At 70.4% G+C, this 21,166-nt stretch carries 20 protein-coding genes and 1 pseudogene; 7 read left to right on the top strand and 14 right to left on the bottom strand.

The features are described 5' to 3' along the window. Positions 1-66: 66 nt before the first annotated feature. Genes EVS81_RS08545 through EVS81_RS08530 form a run of 4 tightly spaced genes read right to left on the bottom strand, consistent with a single transcriptional unit; the run spans position 67 to position 4,172 of the window. Positions 67-1,197: an extracellular solute-binding protein gene (locus EVS81_RS08545; protein ID WP_130110012.1), complete on the bottom strand. Its 1,131-nt coding sequence runs from the start codon at positions 1,195-1,197 to the stop codon at positions 67-69. Beyond that, positions 1,190-2,062: an ABC transporter permease gene (locus EVS81_RS08540; RefSeq protein ID WP_130110011.1), complete on the bottom strand. Its 873-nt coding sequence runs from the start codon at positions 2,060-2,062 to the stop codon at positions 1,190-1,192. Before EVS81_RS08540 ends, EVS81_RS08545 begins: the two co-directional genes overlap by 8 nt. Next, positions 2,059-3,015, bottom strand: a complete 957-nt coding sequence (locus EVS81_RS08535) for an ABC transporter permease (protein WP_130110010.1) — start codon at positions 3,013-3,015, stop codon at positions 2,059-2,061. Before EVS81_RS08535 ends, EVS81_RS08540 begins: the two co-directional genes overlap by 4 nt. Next, on the bottom strand, positions 3,012-4,172 hold the full coding sequence (locus tag EVS81_RS08530) for an ABC transporter ATP-binding protein (RefSeq protein WP_130110009.1): 1,161 nt from the start codon (positions 4,170-4,172) through the stop codon (positions 3,012-3,014). The genes EVS81_RS08535 and EVS81_RS08530 overlap by 4 nt, the downstream gene beginning before the upstream one ends. A 154-nt stretch (positions 4,173-4,326) precedes the next feature. Here EVS81_RS08530 and EVS81_RS16220 point away from each other — a divergent pair. Continuing rightward, positions 4,327-4,761: pseudogene (locus tag EVS81_RS16220) on the top strand (TetR/AcrR family transcriptional regulator); the annotation flags it as partial. A 203-nt stretch (positions 4,762-4,964) separates the two neighbouring features. Here EVS81_RS16220 and EVS81_RS16115 read toward each other — a convergent pair. From EVS81_RS16115 to ykgO, 5 genes are all read right to left on the bottom strand, one after another. Next, complete coding sequence (locus tag EVS81_RS16115) at positions 4,965-5,951, bottom strand: PaaX family transcriptional regulator (RefSeq protein WP_130110007.1); 987 nt, start codon at positions 5,949-5,951, stop codon at positions 4,965-4,967. Further along, entirely contained in the window at positions 5,951-7,231 is a 1,281-nt protein-coding gene (locus EVS81_RS08515) for a kynureninase (protein WP_130110006.1), read from the bottom strand. Before EVS81_RS08515 ends, EVS81_RS16115 begins: the two co-directional genes overlap by 1 nt. Continuing rightward, positions 7,228-8,244 (bottom strand): amidohydrolase family protein, encoded by a 1,017-nt coding sequence (locus EVS81_RS08510; RefSeq protein WP_205879302.1) that lies wholly within the window; start codon positions 8,242-8,244, stop codon positions 7,228-7,230. Before EVS81_RS08510 ends, EVS81_RS08515 begins: the two co-directional genes overlap by 4 nt. After that, positions 8,237-9,097: a tryptophan 2,3-dioxygenase gene (locus EVS81_RS08505; RefSeq protein WP_130110005.1), complete on the bottom strand. Its 861-nt coding sequence runs from the start codon at positions 9,095-9,097 to the stop codon at positions 8,237-8,239. Before EVS81_RS08505 ends, EVS81_RS08510 begins: the two co-directional genes overlap by 8 nt. Positions 9,098-9,421: 324 nt before the next feature. After that, complete coding sequence (gene ykgO, locus EVS81_RS08500) at positions 9,422-9,544, bottom strand: type B 50S ribosomal protein L36 (RefSeq protein WP_130110004.1); 123 nt, start codon at positions 9,542-9,544, stop codon at positions 9,422-9,424. Between the two features lie 96 nt (positions 9,545-9,640). On the opposite strand from ykgO, the gene EVS81_RS08495 reads away from it, so the two are divergent. After that, positions 9,641-10,651, top strand: coding sequence for a GTP-binding protein (locus EVS81_RS08495; RefSeq protein WP_130110003.1), 1,011 nt, complete (start codon positions 9,641-9,643; stop codon positions 10,649-10,651). A 368-nt stretch (positions 10,652-11,019) separates the two neighbouring features. Next, positions 11,020-12,396, top strand: a complete 1,377-nt coding sequence (locus EVS81_RS08490; protein ID WP_130110002.1) for an NAD-dependent succinate-semialdehyde dehydrogenase — start codon at positions 11,020-11,022, stop codon at positions 12,394-12,396. Between the two features lie 181 nt (positions 12,397-12,577). Here the strand turns inward: EVS81_RS08490 and EVS81_RS08485 are convergent, their stop codons facing one another. The 4 genes from EVS81_RS08485 to EVS81_RS08470 form a co-directional block, all read right to left on the bottom strand. Then, positions 12,578-13,450, bottom strand: coding sequence for a metal ABC transporter permease (locus EVS81_RS08485; protein ID WP_130110001.1), 873 nt, complete (start codon positions 13,448-13,450; stop codon positions 12,578-12,580). Beyond that, on the bottom strand, positions 13,447-14,274 hold the full coding sequence (locus EVS81_RS08480; RefSeq protein ID WP_130110000.1) for a metal ABC transporter ATP-binding protein: 828 nt from the start codon (positions 14,272-14,274) through the stop codon (positions 13,447-13,449). Before EVS81_RS08480 ends, EVS81_RS08485 begins: the two co-directional genes overlap by 4 nt. After that, positions 14,271-15,218, bottom strand: a complete 948-nt coding sequence (locus tag EVS81_RS08475; protein WP_130109999.1) for a metal ABC transporter substrate-binding protein — start codon at positions 15,216-15,218, stop codon at positions 14,271-14,273. Before EVS81_RS08475 ends, EVS81_RS08480 begins: the two co-directional genes overlap by 4 nt. A gap of 354 nt (positions 15,219-15,572) precedes the next feature. Then, positions 15,573-16,493, bottom strand: coding sequence for a methyltransferase family protein (locus EVS81_RS08470; RefSeq protein ID WP_130109998.1), 921 nt, complete (start codon positions 16,491-16,493; stop codon positions 15,573-15,575). A gap of 82 nt (positions 16,494-16,575) precedes the next feature. Between EVS81_RS08470 and EVS81_RS08465 the strand changes: the two genes are divergently transcribed. The 3 genes from EVS81_RS08465 (at position 16,576) to EVS81_RS15790 (ending at position 17,488) form a co-directional block, all read left to right on the top strand. Then, positions 16,576-16,845, top strand: coding sequence for a type II toxin-antitoxin system Phd/YefM family antitoxin (locus EVS81_RS08465; RefSeq protein ID WP_130109997.1), 270 nt, complete (start codon positions 16,576-16,578; stop codon positions 16,843-16,845). After that, positions 16,842-17,249 (top strand): type II toxin-antitoxin system VapC family toxin, encoded by a 408-nt coding sequence (locus tag EVS81_RS08460; protein ID WP_130109996.1) that lies wholly within the window; start codon positions 16,842-16,844, stop codon positions 17,247-17,249. The genes EVS81_RS08465 and EVS81_RS08460 overlap by 4 nt, the downstream gene beginning before the upstream one ends. Before the next feature lie 89 nt (positions 17,250-17,338). Next, on the top strand, positions 17,339-17,488 hold the full coding sequence (locus EVS81_RS15790) for a hypothetical protein (RefSeq protein ID WP_165384219.1): 150 nt from the start codon (positions 17,339-17,341) through the stop codon (positions 17,486-17,488). Positions 17,489-17,577: 89 nt separating this feature from the next. On the opposite strand, the gene EVS81_RS08455 is transcribed toward EVS81_RS15790, so the two are convergent. After that, positions 17,578-19,884, bottom strand: a complete 2,307-nt coding sequence (locus EVS81_RS08455; RefSeq protein ID WP_130109995.1) for an acyltransferase family protein — start codon at positions 19,882-19,884, stop codon at positions 17,578-17,580. 376 nt (positions 19,885-20,260) lie between these two features. Between EVS81_RS08455 and EVS81_RS08450 the strand changes: the two genes are divergently transcribed. Continuing rightward, positions 20,261-21,163, top strand: coding sequence for an ABC transporter substrate-binding protein (locus tag EVS81_RS08450; protein ID WP_130109994.1), 903 nt, complete (start codon positions 20,261-20,263; stop codon positions 21,161-21,163). Positions 21,164-21,166: the final 3 nt, after the last annotated feature.

The raw sequence follows: 21,166 nt of genomic DNA, 5'->3' as shown, positions 1-21,166 counted from the left end.
TCCCGCGCCGCGCAGCGGTGGAGGCCCCCGGCGCATCCGCCGAGGGCCTCCACCGCTGCGGGCCGCTCAGCCCTTGAAGGTCTCGAAGATCTTCGTGTAGTTCGTCATCTCCTCGTTGTTGCACGGGGGCACCGGGCGCGCGAGGTCGTAGCCCTCGGGCACGACGATCGCCTCGCTGTTCGCGAGCTCCTCGTCCATCAGCTCCTGCGTGCCCTCGACGCCCGAGGCGTAGGCCTGGAAGTTCACCGCCACGGCCATGTTCTCAGGCTCGAGCATCCAGTTGAGGAACGTCTTCGCCTGGTCGACGTTCTTCGCGCCCACCGGGATCGTGAAGTTGTCCTGCCAGAGCGCGATGCCCTCCTCCGGGTAGACGTAGGTGAGCGAGGGGCGATCCTGCATCGCGCGGTGCGCGGCCCCGTTCCAGATCATCGCCATCGCCTGCTCGCCGTTGGCGAGGCGCTCGAGGATGCCGTCGCTGTTGATCGTGCCCACGCGCGGCTTGAAGTCGACGAGCAGATCCTGCGCGGCCTGCAGCTGCGCCCCGTCCGTGGTGCAGAACTCCCCGCCCGTCACGCGCAGCGCGGAGTTCACGACCTCGCTCTGATCGTTCATGGTGCCCACCTTGCCGGCCGACTCCGGCGGGTTGAAGTAGTCGCTCCAGGAGGTGAGCTCCTCGGTGATCACGTCGGTGTCGTAGGCGAAGGAGGTGGTGCCGTAGAGGTACGGCGTCGAGTACATGCGGCCCTCGTCGAAGTAGACGTCCATGAAGTCGTCCTGGATGTTGCCGCCGTTCGGCAGGCTCGACGCATCGAACTCGAGCAGCAGGCCGTCGTTCTTCAGGATCTCGACCATGTAGTCGGTGGGCACCACGACGTCGTAGCCCGCGCCGTCGGAGGCCCGCAGCTTGGCCTCGAGGCTCTCGTTGCTGTCGTAGTAGTCGACGTTGAGGGTGATCCCCGTGTCCTCGGTGAACTTCTTCACGAGCTCGTCGGGGTAGTAGTCGCTCCAGGTGTAGAGGTTCACCTCGCCGCTCGTCGCCTCGACGTACTCGGTCGACGCGCCCTCGCCGGCGGCGTCGCCCCCGGAGTCCGTGACGCCGCCGCCGCACGCCGTCAGCGCCAGGGCGCCGGCCGCGGTGAGGGCGAGCGCGGTGCCGAGGCGTGCACCGCGTCGTGCAGTGCCGTGTGTTCTACGCATGCTGTTTGCTCCTTCGTTGTGATTGCAGGAATGTGATGGTCGTGACGACGATGGCGAGCACGAGCAGCAGGGTCGCGATGACGTTGACCGCCGGGCTCGCTCCGCGTCGGATCAGGCTGAAGAGGAAGACCGGCAGCGGGGTCGCGCCCGACGCCGACAGGAAGTTCGAGATGATGAAGTCGTCGAGCGAGATGACGAACGCCAGCACGGCTCCGGAGATGATCCCGGGTACGAGCAGCGGCAGCGTGATGCGCCGGAACATCTGCCAGGAGCTCGCGCCGAGATCCGTCGCCGCCTCGAAGTACGAGGAGCCGAGGCTCTTGAGGCGGGCGCGCACGGGCATCAGCGCGAACGGGATGCAGAAGGAGGTGTGGGCGAGCATGAGCGCGAGCATGCCCGGCTGCAGCCCGATCATCCGGATGAAGCCGAGCGTGGCGACCGCCAGCACGATCTCCGGGATGACGAGCGGGGCGGTGAGAATCGCGGTCGCGATGCCGCTGCCCTTCGCCCGCAGCTGCTCCACCGACAGGGCGAACAGGATCGAGAGGATCGTCGACACCACCGTGGCCACGACGGCGATCTGCAGCGACACGATCAGCGCGTTCAGCAGGTTCGTGTTCTGGGCGACCTCGCCGAACCAGCGCAGGCTGAACCCCCGCCAGACGAGTGCGGAGTCGCCGTCGTTGAACGCGTAGACGGTGGTGATGAGGATCGGGACGTAGAGGAAGATGATCCCGAACACGGCGACCGGCGCGATGCCGGGGAAATCGTGCAGCCGGAGGGCGCGCGGCGGCTTGCGGATCGCGGGTGCGACGCCGCCGGGCTCGTCCGAGGGCCGGGTGCGCGCGGGTGCTGGAGCGGTCATAGCGAGATCTCCACCTTCTTCCCGGACTTCCGGGAGTAGAGGGCGATCGCGATGAGCGCGATCATGAGCACGATGAGGATGATCACCGAGAGGGCTGCGCCGAACGGCCAGTTGCGGGAGTCTCCGAACTGCGAGGCGATCAGGTTGCCGATGAGCAGCACCTTCCCTCCGCCGAGCAGCACCGGCTGCACGTAGGAGCCGAAGGCCGGCATGAACACGAGCAGCACCCCGGAGACGATGCCCGGTGTTGCGAGGGGGAGGATGATGCGCCGCACCACCGTCGACTTGCGCGCGCCGAGATCGTACGCGGCCTCGGCGAGGCGGAAGTCGAAGCCGGCGAGCGACGCGTAGATCGGCAGCACCATGAACGGCAGGAACGTGTAGATGAGTCCGAGCTGCGATGCCATCGGAGTGTAGAGCAGCTCGAGTTTCGGGAGTCCGAAGAGGTTCAGCCCGCTGTTCACGATGCCGTTGTCGTTGAGGATCAGCATCCAGGCGTAGGTGCGCACGAGCAGGTTGGTCCAGAACGGGATCGTGATGAGGAGCACGAGCACGTTCTGCAGCTTCTCGGGGCGGGTGGCGATCCACAGCGCGATGGGGAACGCGAGCAGCAGGCAGACGATCGTGGTGATCGCGCCCTGCAGCAGCGAATCGCCGAAGACCGACAGATAGCGCGGATCGAAGGTCGTGTTGCCGAGGAAGTCCGTCTGGAAGAGGAAGTTGACGTACGGCTCCAGCGTGAACTCGTAGATCACGCCGCCGCCCTGGGGCGGGCGCGACATGAACGAGAAGACCACGATCACGACGAGCGGGCCGAGCGTGAAGAGCGCGGCGACGAGCAGGGCCGGCGCAACCCAGGGCCACGGGAAGCGGCCGGGGGCACGGGTGTGGCGGGGCGCCGCCGACACCGGCACGAGGTTGACCCCGGTGCGGTCGTCCAGCTGGGTGCTCATGCGCCGGCCGCCGGCTCGGGAGCGAGGGGGCGCAGCGCCTCGGCCTCGGCGTACAGCGAGACCTCGGCGTCGGGCCGAATGCCCGCGTCGAACGGCGGCGGCACCCGCACGGCGAGCTCGGCGCCGTTCTCGAGACGGACCGTGCAGCGCAGGTCGGTGCCCATGTAGACGAGCTTCGAGATGCGCCCGGTGGCGAAGCGCTCGCCGCCGGGCGAGAGGCGGATGCGCTCGGGGCGGATCGTGAGGGTGACCGTGCCGTCCGGAGTGGGAACGGTCTTCGGGAGGACGACCGGATCGCCGCCGGGCAGCGTCACGACGAGCTCTTCGCCGGCGGGGGCGCCCGTGCGGGTCACCGGGGCGTCGAGGAAGTTGGTCTCGCCGATGAAGTCGGCCACGAACCGGCTCGTGGGGCGCTCGTAGATGTCCTCCGGGGTGCCGATCTGCTCGGGGCGGCCCTGATTGAAGACCGCGATCCGGTCGCCCATGCTGAGCGCCTCCTCCTGATCGTGCGTGACGAACACGAAGGTGATGCCGGTGGTGCGCTGCAGGCGCTTGAGCTCGGACTGCATGCCGCGTCGCAGTTTGAGGTCGAGCGCCGCGAGCGGCTCGTCGAGCAGCAGCACCTCCGGCTCCTTCGCGAGGGCGCGCGCCAGGGCGACCCGCTGCTGCTGCCCGCCGGAGAGCTGCGCCGGCTTGCGGCCCGCCATGCCCTGCAGCTGCACCAGCTCGAGCATCTCGGCGACGCGGGCCCGCACCTGCTGCTTGGAGCGGCGCTCCATCTCGAGCCCGAACGCGACGTTCTCGGCGATCGTGAGGTGGGGGAAGAGCGCGTAAGACTGGAAGACCGTGTTCACCGGGCGAGCGTGCGGCGCCAGCTGGTCGATGCGGGTGTCTCCGAGGCGGATCTCGCCCGCGTCGAGCGTTTCGAGCCCCGCGATCCCGCGCAGCAGCGTCGTCTTGCCGCAGCCCGACGGGCCCAGCATCACGAAGAACTCGCCCTGCTCGATGGTGAACGAGACGTCGTCGATCGCGTTGACGTGGGTCTTCTCGGGGGTGACGAAGGTCTTCCGCACCCCGGAGATCGTGAGCGCCCGCGCGGGCGCGGCCTCCGATTCGCGGGAGCCGGGGGATGTGGCGGTGGAGCTGGGCAGAGTCATGCACGGCCTTCTTCCTGCTGCGTTGCAAGGTCTTGTCGCATAAAGCTAACGGCATTAGATTTGACGCGCAAGGGTCGTTATCGAAGCGTTTCCGTTCTGTCTCGAACACGAAATCCTCGGGTGCGACCATCGGCACGAGTGTGAGGGGCGAGCCATGAACCGCAGCCGCGATCCCGACCATCTGCGGCGCCCGGGGCGCCCGACGCGGCCGCCGCTCACCGAGGAGGACATCGCCCGGGAGGCCCTCGCCATCATCGACGAGCGGGGATGGCCGGCCTGCACGATGAAGCGGCTCGCGGATCGGCTGGGGGTGCGCGCGCCGTCGCTCTACCATCACATCGATGGTCAGCGCGGGATCATCGAGCTCGTGCGCGGTCTCATCGTGCAGGAGATCCACGATCCGGCGATCCTCGAGCTGCCGTGGCGCGAGGCGATCCAGGAGTTCGGCCTCGCCTACTACCGCGCCTTCGCCCGGCACCCGAACACGATCCAGGTGCTCAGCACCACCCCGGTGCGCAATCCCGAGACGCTGCGCATGTACGAGTCGTTCATGGCCGCACTGGTGCGCGACGGCTGGGAGCTGCCGCGGGCCTTCGAAGCAATGGTCGGTCTGGAGTATCTGGCGCTCGGCTTCGCCTACGACTGGAGCGCGGGCGACCTGCTGCTCGAGCACGAACTCGTCGCCGGTCAGAGCCTGCCGCTGCTCGCCGAGGTGACCCGCGGGCAGAGCGATCAGCGCGCGGTGGCCGAGACGACGTTCCTCAGCCTGCTCGGGCACTACGGCGACATGTTTCAGCGGCCGGCCTCGCTCGCCGACGGGGACCTCGCCGGAGCCGCCGCCGGCGCGACTCGGGCGGGGGAGCGTTTCGAGGGCGCAGACGGCCCCGAGCGTGCCGAGGGCCCGGAGCCCGCGGACGGCCCGGAGCCCGCGGACGGCCCGGAGCCCGCGGCGCCCACGACACCGTCGACGTAGGCGCTCGCGGCCGCAGCTGTGGTCTCGCGCAGCGCGAGGTAGAGTGCGGCGCTGCGCGCGCCCGGCCAGTCGCGCGGCAGGAGCGCGGGCGGCAGCCCGGGGTCGAGATAGGGGATCGGGCGCCAGGAATCCAGCGCCCCGATCCACAGCCGGAACGCCGTGGCCTCCGCGGGATCCGCGTTCCACGCCGCGAGGTCGGCGGCATGCGCCGCGAGGAACCCCTCGTGCAGTTCTCGGATCGCGCCCAGATCCCACCACTGCGCGGCGAGCTCGTGCAGCGGCGCCGCGCCGTGCACCTCGTGGGTGACGAACAGCGTCGCGCGATCCGCCAGCCCCAGGCGGCGCACGATGTCCTCGGCCTCGTCGAGCAGGAAGGCGGGCAGGATCCACAGGCCCTGCGACACGTGGCCCGCGCCGATCCAGGAGAGCTGCCTGCGCAGCTGATGCCGCGTCTGCCGCTGGCTCTCCGGCACGCTGAACGAGACGAGGCACCACGCGTCGCCGTCGTCCATGCTGCGCGGCTCGTGGATGCGGCGGTCGCCGCGGGCGAGCATGGCCTCGGCCGCCGGGGCCAGCGCGGAGCCCGGCTGCCGCTCCCTCGGCTCGGCGACGAGCAGGCCCTTCGCCCGTACGCGCGCCAGCGCGGTGCGCGTACGCTCCGGGCTGACCCCGACGGTGCGCAGCAGCTCGACGAACACGGCCGTCGGCAGCCAGCCGCCGTGATCCCGCAGCACCGCCCCGATGACGGTGCGCAGCAACGAGGTCGCACTCCCGGGGCGGGAGTCGAGATCGTCGAGCACCTCCATCAGCCGTCTGCCGTCGTGGCGTCGCGCTCGAGCAGCTCGGCGAGCACGTCGAGGCCGAGCGCCACCTCGGCGAACGAGGTGCTGAGCGGCGAGAGCCCGATGCGCATACCCTGCGGCGGGCGGAAGTCGGGGATCACGCCCCGCTCCCAGAGCGCGGCGGTGAGCCGGCGGAAGTCGGGGTGCTCCAGGGTCACGTGGCTGCCGCGCACCGCCGGGTCGCGGGGGCTGATCACCCGCACGCCGAAGCGGGCCAGATGTTCGTCGGCGTAGTCGATCACGAAGTCGGTCAGAGCGAGCGATTTGCGTCGGATCGCCGCGATCCCGGTCGTGCCGCTGCGTTCGCCGCCGGCCTCCTCGATGAGCGCGAGCATGTCTTGCATCGGCTGCATGCCGACGATGGGCGGGGTGCCTGAGATGAGCTGCCGGATGCCGGGGGAGGGCGCGTACGCCTCGGTCATGGCGAAGGGGTCGGCCGTGCCCAGCCACCCCTGGATGGGCTGGCGGATCGTGTCGTGCAGCCGCTCGGCCACGTAGGCGAACGCCGGCGCGCCCGGGCCGCCGTTGAGGTACTTGTACGTGCAGCCCACCGCGAGGTCGGCCCCGGTCTGGTCCAGACGCACGTCGATCGAGCCGACCGAGTGGCACAGGTCCCACAGCACCAACGCGCCGGCCTCGTGGGCGACGGCCGTGATCGCCGCCATGTCGGCGATGTAGCCGGACTTGAACGCGACGTGGCTCAACAGCACGAGGGCGGTGTCGGGGCCCGCGGTCGCGCGCACCTCGTCGACGGACACCCCGGCGGCGGGATCCGGCTCGATCCAGCGGATCGTGCGGCCCGTCTCGGCGGCGACGCCCTCGAGGATGAAGCGGTCGGTGGGGAAGTTCTCGGTGTCGGCGACGATCTCGCGGCGATCCGGGCGCGCGTCGAGCGCGGCGCGCACCAGCTTGTACAGCAGCACCGAGGTGGAGTCGGCCACCACCGTCTGGCCGGGGGCGGCGCCGATGGCCAGACGGCCGATCGTATCGCCCAGGCGGGTCGGCTCGTCCATCCAGGTCTCGTCCCAGGCGCGGATGAGGCGCCCGGCCCAGGTCGTCTCGACGAGGCCCGACAGTCGCTCTCGCGTCGCGGCGACCGGGCGGCCGAGGGAGTTGCCGTCGAGGTACGAGACGACGTCGGGATGCTGCACGAAGCGGTCGCGGAAGCGGGCGAGCGGATCGGCGGCGTCGAGCGCGGCGGCGCGCTCCGCCGCGGGGGAAAGGGTGGTGGGGTTCGTGGTCACGGGTGCTCCTTCTGATCGTCGTCATTCTGCGCGCAGTCGCAGAATCCATGGAGTGGATCCTGCGATTCCTTCGGGAGCTCAGGTGCGGGGTGGGTGCTTCGCTCGTTCAACCCGTGAGGGAACCGGTGAGCCGCGCGCAGCCAGGCGACGAGTTCGGCCGCCGTGCGCGGCGGCGGCTCGGGGGAGGCGAGGAATCCGGCGGGATCCGCGGCGGGCATCACAGCTTCGAGTAGGCGCCCGCCGCCGAGGCCGATCTCGCCGAGCAGCTCGATCTCCCGCTCGTTCACGCCGACCGGTGCGGGACCGTTGCCGAGGTCGGTGCCGTAGGCGATGGGGCCGCCGAGTGCCGCGTACCGCCGGGCGTTGTCGAGCGCGCGCTCGAGGTCGTCGCCCGAGTGGATCGCCAGCGTCGAGATCCACTCGATGCCCTGTGTGGCCGAGCGCCGCAGGAGTTCGTCGGGCAGCCGCTCCGTCCAGGGTGCGTGCACGAGCGCGTCGGCGCCGGCCTCGATCGCGCGTCGCGCCTGGCCGTCGCCCTCGGCGTGCACCACGGCGGGCACTCCGGCCGCGCGGGCGGCCGAGACGAGCGCCGCGAGCAACTCGTCGCTCAGGGCGGGGAAGCCGGCGTGCAGCGTGATCTTGATCGCCGAGGATCCGGCCGCGCGCGCCTCGGCCACCGCGGCCCCGGCATCCGCCACGGTCTCGACCTCTCGCACGGATCCCTCCGGAGCCCAGCTGCGACCGCTCGGGTAGCCGCCGGGTGCCGTGTGGAAGGGGCCGGCGTAGCGCACCCGTACCCCGCTCAGCTCCGCCGCGATCCCGCGTATCTCGGCCGGATCCCAGCCGAGGTCGTGGACTTCGACCACTGGCGACCCGGCGAGCGCCTCGTACGCCACGAGTCCGAGGTGCACGTGGCGATCCACCACCCCGGGCAGCACGGCGGGGCCGTTCGCGGCGGGGGAGCCGGGGGTGCCCGTGCCGCCTGTGCCGGCTCGGGCACCGCTCTCAGTCACGCAGATCCTCGATCTCCGTGCGCACGGAGATGAGCTCGGGGAAGAAGGTGAGATCGAGGGCGCGCTTCAGGAAGCCGACGCCGCTCGATCCGCCCGTGCCGCGCTTGAAGCCGATGGTGCGCTGCACCGTGCTCATGTGGCGGAAGCGCCAGAACTGGAAGGCGTCCTCGATGTCGACCAGGGTCTCGCACGCCTCGTACACGTCCCAGTGCCCGTCGACGTCCTCGTATACGGTCTTGAGCACGGGGAGCAGCTCGGGGTGCTCGACCCAGGCCTCCGCGACGTCGCGCTGTAGTACGGAATCGGGGATGGGATAGCCGCGTCGCGCCAGCAGGCGCAGGAAGCAGTCGTAGACGGTGGGCTCGTGCAGCAGCGCCTCGAGCTCCGCGTGCTGCGGCGTGCCCGCGAACACCTCGAGCATGCGGGCGTTCTTGTTGCCCAACAGAAACTCGATCGCCCGGTACTGGTACGACTGGAAGCCGCTCGACGGCCCGAGCACGCTGCGGAACTCGGCGTACTCCGCCGGGGTGAGGGTGGCGAGCACCGACCACTGCTCGGCCAGCGTGCGCTGGATGTGCTTGACTCGGGAAAGCGTCTTGAGCGCCCGGGTCAGCCGATCCGCGTCGAGGTACTCGCGCACCGCCCGCAGCTCGTGCAGCACCAGTTTGAGCCACAGCTCGGTGGTCTGGTGCTGAATGATGAAGAGCAGCTCGTCGTGGTGCTCGGGGCGGCTCACGGGCGACTGCGCGGAGAGCAGAGTGTCGAGGTCGAGGTACGTGCCGTAGTCCATCGACGTGCTGAAGTCGGTCTTGATCCCGCCTTCGAGATCGCGAACGCCGTCGTGAATGGTCATCGCAGCTCCTTCGTCGTGGCCCAGCACCGCGCCGCGCGGTCCGGCCGCCGCTGCGATCGTATCAATATCATGCCGTTCGTTGCAATCATGAAATACGTGCTCCGTTGCCGCCACCGTGTCGGGCGAGTCGCGGGAGTTCCTGTCATTCGGCGCGCAGTCGCAGAATCCAGGCGTGTGAATCCTGCGACGCTGGAGCGGTGGCTCCAGCAGCGAATCCGAAAAACGCCGGCGCGTTCTCCTCTGAGGATTCGCTGCTCGCGCAGCATGACCGGGAGCCCGTCGGAGCGATCTCTTGCGAGTACCCGGTGCCGGGCGTGCGGCGCATCAGCCCTGACGCCCCTTGAAGCGGGGGTTGCGCTTGTTGATCACGTAGACGCGCCCCCGGCGACGCACGATCTGCGCCCCGGGCTGATTCTTGAGCGATTTGAGTGAGGCTCGGACCTTCATGCGATCTCCCGACGTTCCGGTTATTAATGAGAATGATTCTCATGTAGTCTATATCGCGGCAGGGCGAGTCCTGCCGCTTACCGCCAGAGGAGGGACATGACGCCCATCGACGTGATCGCGGTCGTCGGCTCGTGCGGGCCGGAGCGGCATCGCGCGGCCCGGCGTCTCGCAGAGACGACCGGATCGACGCTCCTGCCGGCCGCTCGTCTCACGGCCTCGCCCGATCCCGCAACCGCAGCGGTCGACCTCGTCGCCTGGGCGCGGTCTGCGCGTCGCGCGGTGGTGGAGTTCCCTGCTCACGCCTCTACGACCGAGATCATCGGAGCGTTCTGCGAGGCCGAGGGTCGCGTCCGTCTTACCGGGATCACGTGCGTGGTCGACGCGGCGCACGTGCTCGACGATCTGCGCCGAGACGACTACTTCGTGCGGTCCGTGCCGGGGGGAGCGGTGGGGGTCGCGCGCGCCCTGCGCTTCACGGAGCAGATCGAGTTCGCGTCCACGCTGCTCCTCGTCAACTGGGAGCCGCTCCCCACGCCTCGCCTGTCGATGACCATGGCCGTCGTCAGCCACCTGAGCCCGCAGGCCAGGCTGACGCTCGACCGCGGTGTCGTGCACGCGGGTGAGCCGGTCGTCTACGCCGAGGGGCAAGACCGGCCCGGCTGGGTCGGGATCCTCAACGACGATTTCGACCCGCATATCACCGATGCGCGCGTCGAGTCGTTCCGCTACGAGCAGTTGCGCCCCATGCATCCCGCTCGGCTCTCCGCGCTGCTGAACGGGGCGTTCGAGCGAGGCGCGTTCGGATCCGTGCTCCGCTCGGCCGGGCTCTGCCGCCTCGCCTCGCGGCCCCGGATCACCGCCAAGTGGGAGCAGGTGGGCTGCATGTTCTCCCTGCACCCGCTGGCCGCCGACCACGAGTTCAGCGCGGAGGACGAGGTGCTCGGTTTCGGTCAGGACGTCGCGGTCATCGGGCTCGACCTGGATCGGCGCGCGCTCACGGCGGCGCTCGACGCGGCGGCGCTCACCGACGCGGAGTTCGCGGCCGGGCCGGCGGCCTGGGCGGGCTACGCCGACCCGTTCCCCGTCTCGCGCAGTTCCGCGCGCTGAGCGGGCCCGCCGATCCGGCGTGCCGCCGAGCCCCGCCAGCCGCGTGTTCCCGCCGAATTGCCATCTCGCGCGTCAGTTCTTGTCGCCTCAGCCGCGCTGAGGTGACAAGAACTGACGCGCGAAGGAGAGGCAGGGTGAGAGGACGCAGGGTGAGAGGAGGACAGGATGGGGTGGAGGGGAGCGTCTGGGTCGCGCACCGGCGTAAACCGTTGCGATCGACGGGCATCTCCGCAGTTTGCGTCGCTGTGGCGCGGACGCGAGCGCGGGATCCGCAGCGGAAGCGCTCGCGGAGATCCGGCCGAGATGCGACGATAGAGAGTGCGGCGTGCACTCGCGCGCCGATAGTGAAGACAGGAAACTGATAAATCATGGCGAAGTATCGAGTTCAGAACCCCGCGACGGGCGAGATTGTCGAGACCTTCGATTCAGCGACCGATGAGCAGGTCGAGCAGCAGCTCGCGGCGGCCGACGCCGCCTACCGCGAGTGGCGCGAGCGGAGCGTGCAGGAGCGCGCCGCGGTCGTGAAGCGCGTCGCGGAGATCTTCGCGGAGCGCCGCGAGGAGCTCGCCGAGATCATCGCGACCGAGATGGGCAAGTCGATCGCCGAGAGCCTCGACGAGGTGGATTTCGCGACCGACATCATCGAGTACTACGCGGTCTACGGACCCGGGCTCATCACCGACTACGAGATCCCGTCGACGATCCCCGGCAAAGCCGTGATCGAGCACCTGCCCGTCGGCGCGCTGCTCGGCGTGATGCCGTGGAACTTCCCCTATTACCAGGTGGCCCGCTTCGCGGCCCCCAACCTGGTGCTCGGCAACACGATCCTCCTGAAGCACGCCGATATCTGCGCGAAGTCGAATCTCGTGATCCAGGAGATCATGGAGCAGGCGGGTGTGCCGACCGGGGGGTACCAGGCGCTCTTCACGTCGCACGACCAGATCGCCACCATGATCGCCGACCCGCGCGTGCAGGGCGTCTCGCTGACGGGATCGGAGCGAGCCGGCGCCATCATCGGTGCGCAGGCCGGCACGCACCTCAAGAAGGCCGTGCTCGAGCTGGGCGGGATCGACCCGATGGTCGTGCTCGACGCCGACGACGTGGCCGAGGTCGCGAAGACCGCCTGGGACTTCCGCGTCTACAACGCCGGCCAGGTGTGCAACTCGAACAAGCGGCTCATCGTGATGGCCGACATCTACGACGAGTTCGTGGCCGAGCTGGTGAAGCTCGCCGAGGGGCTGAAGCCCGGCGACCAGCTGAACCTGGCCGAGGGCGAGTACGTGCCGCTCTCGACGCGCGCGGCGGCGGAGACCGTGAACGCGCAGGTGCAGCAGGCGGTCTCCGAGGGCGCGCGCCTGCTCGCCGGCGGCGAGCTGTCGGAGGGCCCCGCGGCCTACTACTCGCCGGCGGTGCTCGTCGACGTTCCCCGCGACTCCGAGTCGTACGGCGAGGAGATCTTCGGCCCGGTCGCGACCGTGTACAAGGTGCACAGCGACGAGGAGGCGCTCGAGCTGGCCAACGACTGCGCGCTGGGCCTGGGCGGCTCGGTGTTCTCGACCGACGAGGCGCGCGCGGCTCGTGTCGCCTCGAAGCTCGAGGTGGGCATGGCCCACGTCAACACCATCGCGGCGGAGGCGGCCGAGCTGCCCTTCGGCGGCGTGAAGCGATCGGGCTTCGGCCGCGAGATGGGCCCGGTCGGCATCGGCGAGTTCGCCAACAAGCGCCTCTACTTCGTCGCGAAGTAGCGGGTGGCTCGGGATCCGCGCTCGGGGGTGCGGGATCTGCGCGATGCGCGATCCCGCACCCCCGCTGCGTTCACCGAACCCGAGGGGATTGTTCGAGACCGAGCTTTCTTGCGCCGATATTCGTGTCGGTCTCGAACCACTCGCTCGGTCTCGCCCGGGCCGGGGCCCGAGGTCGGCGCGGCTAGCGTCGCGCCGCCCCCGACCGGCGCCGGCGCGACGCAAGGCGCTTGCCGAGCAGCCCGTGCCGGGGGCTCAGCAGGTAGACGAGCGCGAACGCGCAGCCCTGCACCACCACGACGAGACCGCCGGGCGACGCGTCGAGCCAGTAGCTCAGGTAGATGCCGACGACGGAGCACGCCGCCGACACACTCGGCGCGATGACGAGCATCCGCCCGAATCGGTCCGTCAGCAGGTAGGCGGTCGCGCCCGGGATGATGAGCATCGCGACGACGAGGATCACGCCGACCACCTGGAGCGCGACCACCGAGGTGAGCGCGAGCAGTCCGAGGAGCAGCGCCCCCAGGAAGCGCGGCGAGAGGCCGATCGCGTGGGCGTGTGTGGGATCGAAGGCGTACAGCGTGAGATCGCGCCGCTTGAGCACGAGGATCGCGAACGCGACCGCGGCCAGTACGGCGATCTGCGTCAGGTCGCCGTTGGAGACGCCCAGGATATTGCCGAAGATGATGTGCGTCAGGTCGGTCTGACTGGGGGTGACCGAGATCAGCACGAGCCCCAGTGCGAACAGGGTCGTGAAGACGATGCCGATCGCGGCGTCCTCCTTGACGCGGCTCGTGCCGCGGATCGCGCCGATGAGCGCCACGGAGAGGAAGCCGAACACCAGCGCGCCGAGCGCGAAGGGTGCGCCGAAGACGTAGGCGAGAACCACCCCGGGCAGCACCGCGTGCGAGACCGCATCGCCCATGAGCGACCAGCCGATCAGCACGAGCCAGCACGACAGCAGGGCGCACACGATCGCCGCGATGACGGTGGTGATGAGCGCCCGCAGCATGAAGTCGTACTGCAGGGGCTCGAGGATCAGATCGAGGGCGTTCACGCGGTGTCCCCCTCACGGTCATCCTGCGCGACGGAGGAGTCGCAGGATCCATCGCTAAGATCCTGCGAGTCGCAAGCTCCCGCAGGATGACGAGTGGGGGTGTCGAGCACGTCGAGGCCGAAAGCCAGGGCGAGATTCTCCGGCCGCAGGGCCTCGGCGACGGAGCCGTGGAAGAGCACGCTGCGCAGCAGCAGGACGGCTTCGTCGGCCAGCTGCGGCAGCGCGTGCAGGTCGTGGGTGGAGACGAGGATCGCGCGTCCGTCCTCGGCGAGCTCGCGCAGGAGACGCACGATCGTGGCCTCGCTGCGCTTGTCCACGCCGGCGAACGGCTCGTCGAGCAGCATGATCCGCGCGTCCTGTGCGATGCCGCGGGCCACGAAGGCGCGCTTCTTCTGCCCGCCGGAGAGCTGCCCGATCTGGCGATCGGCGTACTCCGTCAGTTCCACGCGGGCGAGTGCCTCGTCGACGGCGCCCCGGTCCGCGGCGCGCGCGCGGCGAGTGGGGCCCTGATATCCGTATCGGCCCATCATCACGACGTCCCGCACCGAGACGGGAAAGCTCCAGTCGACATCCTCGCTCTGCGGCACGTAGCCGATCAGGCCCTGCCTGCGGGCGGCAGCGGGATCGGCGCCCTCGAGTCGCACGACGCCGGCGTCGGGGCGCACCATCCCCATGATCGTCTTGAAGAGCGTCGACTTGCCCGATCCGTTCATGCCGATCAGGCCGGTGACCCGGCCCGCCGCGACGTCGAGGCTCACCCCGTCGAGGGCGACGACCTCGCCGTAGCGCACGGCGAGGTCGCGCACCCGGATCGCGGGCGTCACGAGGCGCCCCCGGCGAGCCCCGCGATGATCGTGTCGGTGTCGTAGCGGATCAGGTCGAGGTAGCTCGGCACCGGCCCGTCCGTCTCCGACAGGGAGTCGACGTAGAGCGTCCCGCCGAATGACGCCCCGGTCGCCTCGACGACCTGGCGCATCGGTCGGTCGGAGACCGTCGACTCGCAGAACACGGTGGGCACGTCGTTGTCGCGCACGAACTCGATCGCCGAGGCGATCTGCTGGGGGGTGGCCTGCTGCTCGGCGTTGACCGGCCAGATGTACCGCTCGGCGAGTCCGGCGTCCCGCGCGAGGTACGAGAAGGCGCCCTCGCAGGTGACGAGCGCGCGCTGCTGCTCGGGCAGGGCGGCGAGCTCCGCGACGAGCTCATCGTTGATCTGCTGCAGCTCGGCCCGGTACGCGGCGCCGTTCGCCGCGAAGTCCTCGGCGTGCTGCGGGTCGAGCTCGCTGAACGCGGCGACCATGTTGTCCACGTAGATCTGGGCGTTCAGCGGGCTCATCCAGGCGTGCGGATTGGGGGTTCCGGCGTATGCGTCCTCGCTGATGTCGATGACCTCGACCCCTTCGGAGACCACCACGTGCGGCACGTCGACCGAGTCTACGAACTGCTCGAACCACAGCTCCAGGTTGAGCCCGTTGTCGAGGATCAGATCGGCCTGCGACGCCTGCGCGATGTCGCCCGGGGTGGGCTCGTAGCCGTGGATCTCGGCCCCGACCTTCGTGATCGATCGCACCTCGAGGTGATCGCCCGCGACGTTCTGGGCGATGTCGGACAGCACCGTGAAGGTCGTGAGCACCACCGGCTTCCCGTCCTGCGCACCGTTCCCGGCCGAGCCGCCCCCGGCATCTGCGGAGCAGGCCGAGAGGGAGAGCGCGAGCGCAGCGGTGGCCAGCAGGCTCGTCGCGGTGAGCAGTCGGGCGCGGGGGCGCATCGAGATCCTTTCCGGAGGGGGTGAAGATAAAAGTTCGTCTAGACGAACTTTCTTCAGTGTAGGCCCGTGCTCGTGTGCGGAGCAACCCGCGATCCGCCGGTTGAGCAAGCGCAGCGGAGCCGAAACCCTCTCGTCGATCTCGCGGACGCCTTCCACAGGCGGATCGCGCACCTCGGAGGCCGCCCACCCCTCGGTGCACACCGATCCCGATCGATTCCGGCCGAAACCCGTCTTCGCGCGCCAGTTCTTGTCACCAAACCTCGCGTGAGGTGACAAGAACTGGCGCGCGAAGATGGAATCTTGGGTGGTGGGTGCTTCGAGGCTGTTGGCGAAGAGTCGGGACGGCGCCCGTGCTCAACCGGCGGGCGGGCGCACCGAGCGCCGCGGGCGCGGGATCCAGCACGCCACGCGATCCCGGTACGCCGCGAACTCGGCGCCGAAGCGCGCTTGCAGGTCGGCCTCCTCGAGCGGGCGCACGATCCGGTTCCAGAACAGCGAGCCGGCGAGCGCGTAGAGCACCACGAGCCAGGAGCCGAGCATCAGGCCGACCGCCACCCCCTGCGCGATGCCGGCGAGGGCCATGGGATTGCGCACGTAGCGGTACGGGCCGCTCACCACAAGGCGGTGCGGCATCGCAGCGGGCAGGGGAGTGCCCTCGCCGCGCAGCGACATCGCGAGTGCCGACCAGATGCCGAGCGCGCTCGCCGCGACGAGCAGCACCGCTCCCGAGACGCGCGCGGCCGGGGGAGCATCGAGGTGGAGGCCCCAGCGCTGCTCGATCGCGACGATCGCGAGCGGGAATACTATGAGGAACAGACCCCAGAACACGACGATCTGCGCGCCGGTGCGCCCGACGCGGCCGCGAGCGGTCGTGGATGGTGCCGCGCGGAAGGCGAACGGGCCCACGAGCATCCGCTCCGAGGGGATGCGCCCGCTCAGCACGAGCAGCGCGGCCGCGGCGCTGCCGATCGTCGCGGCGATCATGAGGAGCGCGCCCCACCCCGCCCGCTCCGTCCCGGTGGCGTAGAGCGCCATGCCGCCGGCGACGAGTGCGGTCCACGGTGCCGCGATCCACACCGCCCAGCGCAGGCCGGTCGCCGCGAGCGCGGACGCCCCGACGAACAGCGGCAGGTCGAATACGGCCATGAGTGCCGGATCCAACCCGCCCAGCGTGGCCTCCCGCACCGCGGGCACCGCGAACACCGCAACCCACCAGGCCGCACCGGCGACCGCCTGCAGGGCGAAGTACGCGCGCGCGGCCTCTCTCGTCAGCATGGCCACGAGTCTAGGGTTCGGGTGGGGTGGCGCGGATCTCGCGCCGCGCAGCGCACCTGTAGCAGTTTGCTACGAACAGCCCATGGAGACGATCCCGCACCGAGAGCTGCGCAATGACAGCAGCCGGGTGCTCGCCCGTGTTCAGGCGGGGGAGCGGTTCGTGATCACCAACCGGGGGAAGCCGGTAGCGGTTCTGGCTCCGCCGGCTCCGCCCTCCACGGAGCTCGAGCATCTTCGTGAATCAGGGAGGACTCGTGCCGCGGCGCAGCCGAAGCGCCGCCTCGCCGACGTTCCCCGCGCAGCCGCGGTGAGCAGCGGCGACCTGCTCGACGACCTCCGGGGCCGCTGGTGATCGCCTACCTCGATCCCTCAGCCGCGTTCAAGCTCCTCGTCGAGGAGCGTGAGTCCGTCGAACTGGCGGACTATGTCGACCTGCAGCTCGAGCGGGGAAGCGCGTGCGTCTCGTCATGGCTGCTCCACACCGAGTTGCACTGCGCCTCCGACCGGCAACGCTCGATCTACCCCGAAGCGGTGGCGGAGATCCTGGGGGCCGTCGAACTCATCGATCTCGAGCGCATCGACCTGCAGCGCGCGGCGACCTCCGCGTGGGGGCTCCGCAGCGCCGACGCGGTGCATCTCGCGACGGCGCTCCGCGTCGAGGCCGACGAGTTCATCAGCTACGACGTCGAGTTGATGACCGCCGCCGCGCGCGCCGGCCTGACCGTTCGCAGCCCCGGGGCGGCACGCCCGCGATAGGCGAGCCCGCGGGAGGGCGGGAGCGGCCGCCGGGCAAGGTCGACCTCGCCCAGCTCGCGGAGCCCGGGCGCGAGTGGCCGCCCGGGTTCGTGCTGGGGATCCGCGTCGACGGCGCCGAGGCGAAGCGGGCGCTGCTCGCCGGCTTTCCCGAGTCGCTGTTCACGATCCCGCACTTCGACGGCTCCCCGGCGGTGCTGGCCCCCTCGACCGCATCGACGGGGACCTGCTGCGGGAACTGATCATCGACGCCCGGCTGGGCCGGATCCCGAAGCGGCTCGCACGGCAGTGGCTCGCCGAGAACGGGCTCGCCGGGGCAGATGGTGGTGACTCAGGCGCCTGATCCCGGATCGGTGCTCGATGCCGGATCGGTGCTCGATGCCGGATCAGTGCTCGATCCCGCGTCGGTGCGTGACCGCGCGTCGGACTCGGCGCCGGAGTCGGCCTCCGGATCCTCGTCGAATGCGGCGTGCATGCGCTCGGCGAGGGGGTCGGCGAGCATCTCGGCGTAGGCCCAGCTGAGGTGGTGCGAATCGCGGAACGCGAGCACGCCGCCGATCACCGGCGGCACGGCGTCCCCGACCACGAAGTAGTCGCTCAGGTCGATCAGCTCCGCCTGCTCGGTCGTGCTCGCGGCCTCCGCGAGCGGGTCCTCGGTGATGGCCTCCTCGACATCCACCGCGCACTCGCGGGCCGCGCGCTCGCCCTGCTCCGAGACGCACTGCAGCACGTCGTCCGGCAGCTGCGGGGTGTCGCGGATCGCGATCACCCGCTCGATCGACTCGGGCAGTTCGCTCCACCGCTCCTCGTAGGAGCGCACGGCGGTCTCGCGCCAGCTCCGACCGGTCTCGGCGACGACGCGATTCGATGCCTTGGCCGAGGTCACGACCGTGTCGATGCTCGGGTCGCTCTCCAGGCGATCGAGCACCCGGTCGTTCCACCGCGCGCAGTCCTGGCGCAGCTGTGTGTTCTCGGCCTCCGGTGACGACACGAAATCGCGGTGCGCCGCGGTGAACGGGCACGAGGCCTTCGCCATCACCACGAGTCGCCAGTTCTGCTGTCGCGCGATCCGGTCGAGCGGCAGCAGCCACTGCTCGGCGTGCGAATCGCCGACGAGGGCCACAGTGCGCTCGGCGTCGGCGCGGGCGCTCCCGTACTCGCAGAGGCTCGGCTCGCTGCCCTCCGTGTCGTCGAGGCAGCGCTCGGGGGACTTGTCCGCGAGCGCGGGTTCCGGGATCGGCAGGCGCTCCGGCAGCGCCTCGCAGCGCGAACCGGGCGCGAGCGCGGTGGCGCCGAGACACGGCTCCGGATCCTGCAGCGCCGCCGCGACGCGCACCCGCTCGGTCTCGACCGCGCGATCCGCGGTGTGCACCCCGACGAGCGAAAACACCAGCATCGCCGCCATGCCGGCCGAGGTGATCGCGATCGCGCGGCCGTCGGGCCACGAGCGCGAGAGGCGCGTGCGGAACGGATCCTCGACGAACGTCTTCGAGCCCCAGGCCAGCAGGAGCGTGATCGCGATGACCACGAGCCCACCGACGATACCGAGGCTCCTGCCGAGCACGAACGGCAGGATCACGATGAGTGGGAAGTGCCAGAGGTAGGCGCCGTACGAGACGTCGCCGAGCCACTGCATGGGCCGTGCCGCGAGGAGTGCGCGCGGCGACCACCTCTTCCGGGGCTCCTGCGCCGCGATGACGAGAGCGGTGGCGAGCACAGGCAACAGGGCGGCCGCGCCGGGGAAGGGCGTCGAATCGCTGTAGACCCCGGCGGAGACCGCGATGCCCGCCAGTCCGACCCAGGCGGCCGCCGAGCGCACGCCCGGACCCGCGCGATCGAGCCATCCGGCCGGCGATGCTGCGAGGCAGGCGAGGAGCCCGCCGATCGCGAACTCCCAGGCCCGGGTGGTGGTGACGAAGTAGGCCCGGGAGGGATCGGCCGCCGTGGTGAGCACCGAGAATGCGAGCGATGCGAGTGCGATGATCCCCACGAGCAGCGCGAGCGCCGTGCGGATGCGCGGGGCTGCGCCGCGCCGTCGTGCTGCGCGGATCGCGAGGGCCGCCGCCAGCACGGCGACGAGCGGCCACAGGATGTAGAACTGCTCCTCCACCGACAGCGACCAGTAGTGCTGCACGGGCGAGACCTGCGCCTCCGCCGCCATGTAGTCGACGGACTGCCCCGCGAGCACCCAGTTCTGCACATAGGCGGCCGACGCGGCGAGCTGCACGAGGAACGAGGGCAGGAATCCGCGTGGTGCGAAGATCCACACCGCGAGCAGTGTGACCGTGAGCACGAGCAGCGCGGCCGGCAGCAGGCGCCGCGCGCGTCGCGCCCAGAAGCGGGGCAGGTCGATGCGGCCGCTCGCCTCGGCCTCGCGCAGCAGCTGGCCGGTGATGAGGAAGCCGGAGATGACGAAGAAGACGTCGACGCCGATGTAGCCGCCGGGCAGGCTCGCGGGCCAGAGATGGTAGACCAGCACGAGCGCGACGGCGACGGCACGGAGCCCCTGGATGTCGCGCCGCACCGCGTGCGGGCGCGGCGCACCCGGTCTGCCGGTCGCGTCCGAGCGCCCGGAATGCCCGGTGCGCCCGCGCTCGACCGGGCGCGCGCCGCGACTCCGGTCGGTAGTGGTGCTCATGACGTGCTCTCGGGTCTTCGTCCTCGTCGTTCCCTGGCGGGTCGTTCCCCGGCGGGTCGCGCCGTGGGTCGTGTCCAGGTGGTGCCCTCAGCCTAGGTAACGATTCGGTATCGAGGCCAGGGCTTGACAGTCGCGTGGGGCGCGGGTAGTTCCGAGCTGCACGGATCCGGCGTTCGCGGGCGAGCGGAGGTGACCGGAACGTTATCTTGCCCTCGCGGAGCCGCACGCCGCGGAATCCCGCGGCGGCGCCCGCCCGGCTCCAGTGCTGGTATGGACCGGGGGAGAGACTCTGTAGTCGATCGGAACGCGCCGCGCAGTACACTCGGAGCGAGATTGCACTACCGGGGCGACCCGGTCTTCCCAACTGGAGGGATCAATGAAGATTCGATACGCGCTTCCCGCGCTCGCCGCGGCCGCAGCGCTCGCGCTCACCGGCTGCGTCAACAACGCCGAGACGGAGGGCGGCGGCGCCGGTGGCGGCGAGAGCGCCGACACGAGCGCCATCCAGCCCGACCAGGCCGCAGTCGATCTGCTGCCCGACGAGGTCCGGGACTCCGGCGTGCTGCGCATCGGCACCGATGCGGAGTACCCGCCCAACGAGTACAAGGACGCCGACGGCAACCCCGTGGGCTGGGGCGTGGAGCTGGCCGAGGCCGTCACCGCGAAGCTCGGCCTCGAGCCGGAATGGGAGATCCTCGGCTTCGACAGCATCATCCCGCGCATCCAGGAGGGCGGCCTCGACATGGGTTCGTCGTCGTTCACCGATACGGTCGAACGGCAGGAGTCGGTCGACTTCGTCAACTTCCTGAACGCCGGCACCCAGTGGGCCGCCGCCACGGGATCGGATGTCGACCCCGACGATGCCTGCGGTCTGACCGTCGCGGTGCAGGCGACCACGGTGCAGGACACCGAGGAGCTCCCCGCGAAGTCGCAGGCCTGCGAAGACGCAGGGAAGGATCCGATCGAGGTGCTGCGCTTCGACGGCCAGCCCGAGGCGACCCAGGCGGTCGTCGACGGACGCGCCGATGCGTTCTCGGCCGACCTCCCGGTGACCGGCGACGCGGTGGCCAAGCTCTCCGACCAGCTCCAGACCGTCGGCGACGTCTTCGACGCCGCGCCGTACGGGTTCGCGACGCAGAAGGACAGCGGCACGACCGAGGCGGTGCAGGCGGCGCTGCAGTCGCTCATCGACGACGGCACGTACCTCGAGATCCTCACGGCCGCCGGGATCGAGTCCGGTGCCCTCGAAGAGGCCACCGTCAACGCCGGCACCGCCTGACAC

Source organism: Leucobacter triazinivorans (assembly GCF_004208635.1).
Lineage (GTDB): Bacteria > Actinomycetota > Actinomycetes > Actinomycetales > Microbacteriaceae > Leucobacter > Leucobacter triazinivorans.
The sequence above is the reverse complement of the archived record's forward strand: the minus strand, read 5'-3'. Positions and strand labels throughout refer to the sequence as shown.